General features: G+C 57.7%; 2 protein-coding genes. Both read right to left on the minus strand.

Annotated features, from left to right (window positions below; all coding sequences use genetic code 11):
* Positions 1-2,474, minus strand: a 2,474-nt coding sequence (locus tag ABYT07_RS19590) for a DUF4082 domain-containing protein (RefSeq protein ID WP_372993697.1), incomplete at its 3' end; no start/stop codon positions are given.
* Between the two features lie 417 nt (positions 2,475-2,891).
* A complete protein-coding gene (locus tag ABYT07_RS19595) occupies positions 2,892-3,728 on the minus strand; it encodes a WecB/TagA/CpsF family glycosyltransferase (protein ID WP_372993698.1) in 837 nt (278 codons plus the stop codon).
* Positions 3,729-3,928: the final 200 nt, after the last annotated feature.

Below are 3,928 nucleotides of genomic sequence, written 5' to 3' on the forward strand. Positions count from 1 at the left end.
AGGTAATCCCACTCGTCGATCTGGTATTCGAACCCGTCGGACGTCACATCACGGACCCGCACAGTATAGGGATCCCGACCGTTTTCAGTCATTCCGCCCATCACCACCGAAGGGTCGTGCAACGCGTTTTCAAAGGTGACAGAATGCCAGATGTCACTGCCCTTTTGGTTCTGCGTCACAACCCCGGCTTCACCGATGATCGAATCCGTCGCCAGAGATGGCAAAACTGTTTCAATTTCAGGTGCCAAATCTGTTTGGGGTGCCAGTTCTGCTTCGCGGGCCAGTTCTGCTTCAGGGGCCAGTTCGACTTCCAGTGCCAACCCTGTTTCCGGTGCCAGTGCAATTGCCGGCTCCGTTTGTGCATCAGACGTGCCCTTCGACAACACCAGATCTACCCAATAGTTGCTGGCCTTATAGGATTGATCGGGGAAACCCGACGTCGATCCATAACTAAAGACACCCGCATCGGGTCCAAAGCTGACGGGGCCCATGTCCTGTGCACTGGTAAAGAAGTCCTGCGAGACCGAATACCCGCCGCTGGTCGTGAAGTAGGACGCAACATAGGATTCACCCGCGTTCAGCTGAACGGGTTCATCAAAGGTCAAGACCTGCCAGCCTTCCGTCCCCGAAGGTTCAACTTGCGCATGCGCAAGAAGCTGACCGTCGCTGCTCCAGAGATCAATGGAATCCGGCCCACCGTTTGCATCCCCAAGATACAGCCGCAACCCTTCCAGCGACGCATCCTCGTCCGCCGTGAATTCCAGCCCCAGTGTGACAGGGTCGGGATCAACGGCATCAGGGGTTGCAGGCTGTTCTTCTGACCAGATGCTAAAGCTTTCCGCTGCATCAGGGGCCTCGGGCGTTAGCTTTGGCGGGGAAACGTCAGGCTGCACATCCTGCGGCGCGACCATAACAGATACCCTCGCGGTGCTGGATCCACCGTTCCCGTCCGACACGGTCTGCTCAAAGCTCACTTCTCCCGAAAAGCCCTTGTCTGGCGTCAGCAGGATCGTGGTCCCGTCAAGGGTCACTGTGCCGTTTTCGACATTCTGCACCGATGTGATCGAGAGCGGATCAGCGTCCGGATCACTGTCGTTGGCCAAAAGCGTCTCGACATCCAGACGGATGGGGGTCTCGAACTCTGTCACAAAGCCGCCGTCGTCGGCAGCCCGCGGTGCGCCGTTCACAGGTGCCTCGGGTTCAGCTGGATCTGTCGGTTCGGCTGGCACAACAGGTTCAACAGGGGTCGGTTCTGTCGGCTGCACCGGAGGCGACGTTGGTGCCCCGCTTGACCCGGCCTCGTAGGCGCCCATGTCGACGGCACCGACTGCGCGCACCAGACCATCCAGATCCACGCCGGGCAGACCATATGCGGTTGATCCGGCATCAATGGCGACCGAACCGTCCGACAGGCGGAAGTCGTTTGGCGCGTTTTCAAACCCCGGATTGACGCCCAGCAGGTTGCCGTCAGCCGTGCTTGGCATGTTGTTGTTGCCATCCGTCCGGACAGACGCACTGCCGGTTTGACCGTTGAATGTCAGGTTGCTGATCCAGACGACATTTTCATTCGTGTAGTTGCCGTAGGATGTGCTGTCGATTGCCGTGTTCAGCGCATTGATATCGGGGTCCGCGACCATGATATTGTTGATGAACGTGTTGTTGCTGGACTGCGAATTGCTGATCTCGCCCCGCCAGGTTCCGACGTTCAGATCGTCGTTATTGTTGTGATAGGCGGTGTTGTTACGCACGGTGACGCCGTCGCTCCAGACGACCTGAATGCCTTTGCCGCCGTTGCCGTAGACAAGGTTGTTTTCCACAAGCGTCGGAAAGTCATAGCTGGGAAATCCGCTGGTCTGGGTGCTTTGAAAATCATCGATGATGATGCCGTTGCCATCGGTGTGATCCCCCGTACGGGTCACGTTGTCATACGAGATGTTGTTGCTGATGATCGTGCGGAATTCATCCGTTGACGTATCGCCGGTCAGGTTGCGGTTCTGATAAACCGAAATCCCCGAAAACCAGCCATCGGCTGCGTTCTCGTAGGTGACGTTGCCATCAATCTTGATAAAGTCGGATCCGTTGAACTGAATGCCGGATTCGCCGTTGCCGTTGAACACGTTATTGAGAACCTCAACGTGATGCACATTGTTGCCCTCAAGACCGTCGCCATTGGCGTTGCTGACCGTGAAACCGCTTACGGTGACATAGTTGTCATTGACGCTGATACCGTTCCAGCCGCTCGAGGGCGCCTCAATGGTCACGGTACCGGGGACCTCTGCGCGAAGTGTCACGTTTGCGGCTGCCGAACCACCGGTGTTGATATTGATCGCTTCTTGATAGGTACCGGCACGAACGACGACTTCGTCTCCGGGTTGCAGGCCAGAGTCGAGTGCCTGCTGGATCGAACGATATGGTTCTGTCGTACTACCGTTGCCATTGTTACTGCCGCTTGTCGCAACGTAATAAATTGTCATTAGGGGTTTGCCTCCGATGGTTACAAAATCCTCGAAGTGTTCGAGGACATCGGAAGAAGTACCCCAACCAAGTTGGGTGCTACTATGGAAGCGCAAGGGGGTTTGCACACCCCGGGGCAGCAAATCGCCGACCCCACACCGGGGCGGGATATGGCCCTCATTGCAGGTGGCAAAAAATATTGTTTGTTCGTTTGAGCTTAGGCCGTTCTGACTTATACTTTGTGCGTATCCGACTGTGCTAAAGGATGATACCGCCAACAAGAGAATAAGCCAAAGGGCGTAGGCCTTAATCCTGTAATTCATTATACCTTTCAGATACTTAGACCTGACTACCAAAGATCGACACCAAAAGGGCGGACTTTCGCTTGCAACGCCAGCTCCGCCCCGAAGCTGGCGCTTTTGGCCGGTTCTTTTTGGCTATTTCTCCTTTTTTCGGGCCGAAATCCGGGGGCCGCCAACCGCTGTCACCGCTGGATATTGCCTAAGCCCCAAGCGTTGTAAGGCAAGCAATCCGATGTAGCCCGGAACCACCCGCAAATACCTGCGCCACAACCGGCGCGGCTCGGACCCCAGTCGGAACAGCCACTCTAGGCCCAGCGACTGCATGATGGCGGGGGCCTGCGGTTTTTTACCGGCATGAAAATCAAACGCGGCCCCGACGCCGATCAGCATCGGCGCATGCAGCCGGTCGCGTAACCGCGCCATCCAAAGTTCCTGCTTGGGGGCCCCAAGGCCAACCCAGACGATATCGGGTTTGGCCGCATTGATGCGGTGGGCGACGTCATCGTCCTCTTGTTCTGTCAACGCCCGGAACGGCGGGGAATAGGCCCCGACGATTGTCGCTTGGGGGAACCGCTTTTTCAGCCGGTCCTCAAGCCGCGCAAGTGTCGCGGGCGATGCACCATACAGATAGTGCCGCAACCCGCGTTCAAACATCCCCAGCATCAGGTCGGGGCCATAGACGCGCCCGGCATCCGAATGGCCCTGCCGGTGCAGTTCCCAGACCAGCGGCATGCCATCGGGTGTGTTCAAAAACGCCTTGTTATAGGCAATCCGCAAAGCTGGCGCAGATTGGCTGTCCACCAGCCCATGCGCACCACAAAGACAGACATATCCCCGCTGCCCTTCACGCACCGCGTCATGTACCGTGTCACAGGCCGACCGCAGGTTTAGCGCCGACACCCGCACGCCCAGCAAATCAATGCCCGGCCCCGAAGGGCCAAGCCGCGCAGGGCTGCCAAACTGATATGTCATCAAAAATCTCCGATCCTGATTTGGGTGAAAGAACTATCGCTAGAAACCTGCGACCGCGCCGACGCGCCAAACGGTCTGCAACAACAACGACCGCGGGGTCACCGCCGCAGTGCCTGAACGGGTGCCGCATCTGCACGCGCGACAGCGGCGCGGCCCTTGCCCATCTGCGGGCGCGCAACAAAGCTGCTGACGGCGCGTTC

This window comes from Sulfitobacter sp. (assembly GCF_041552635.1).
Taxonomy (GTDB): Bacteria; Pseudomonadota; Alphaproteobacteria; order Rhodobacterales; family Rhodobacteraceae; genus Sulfitobacter.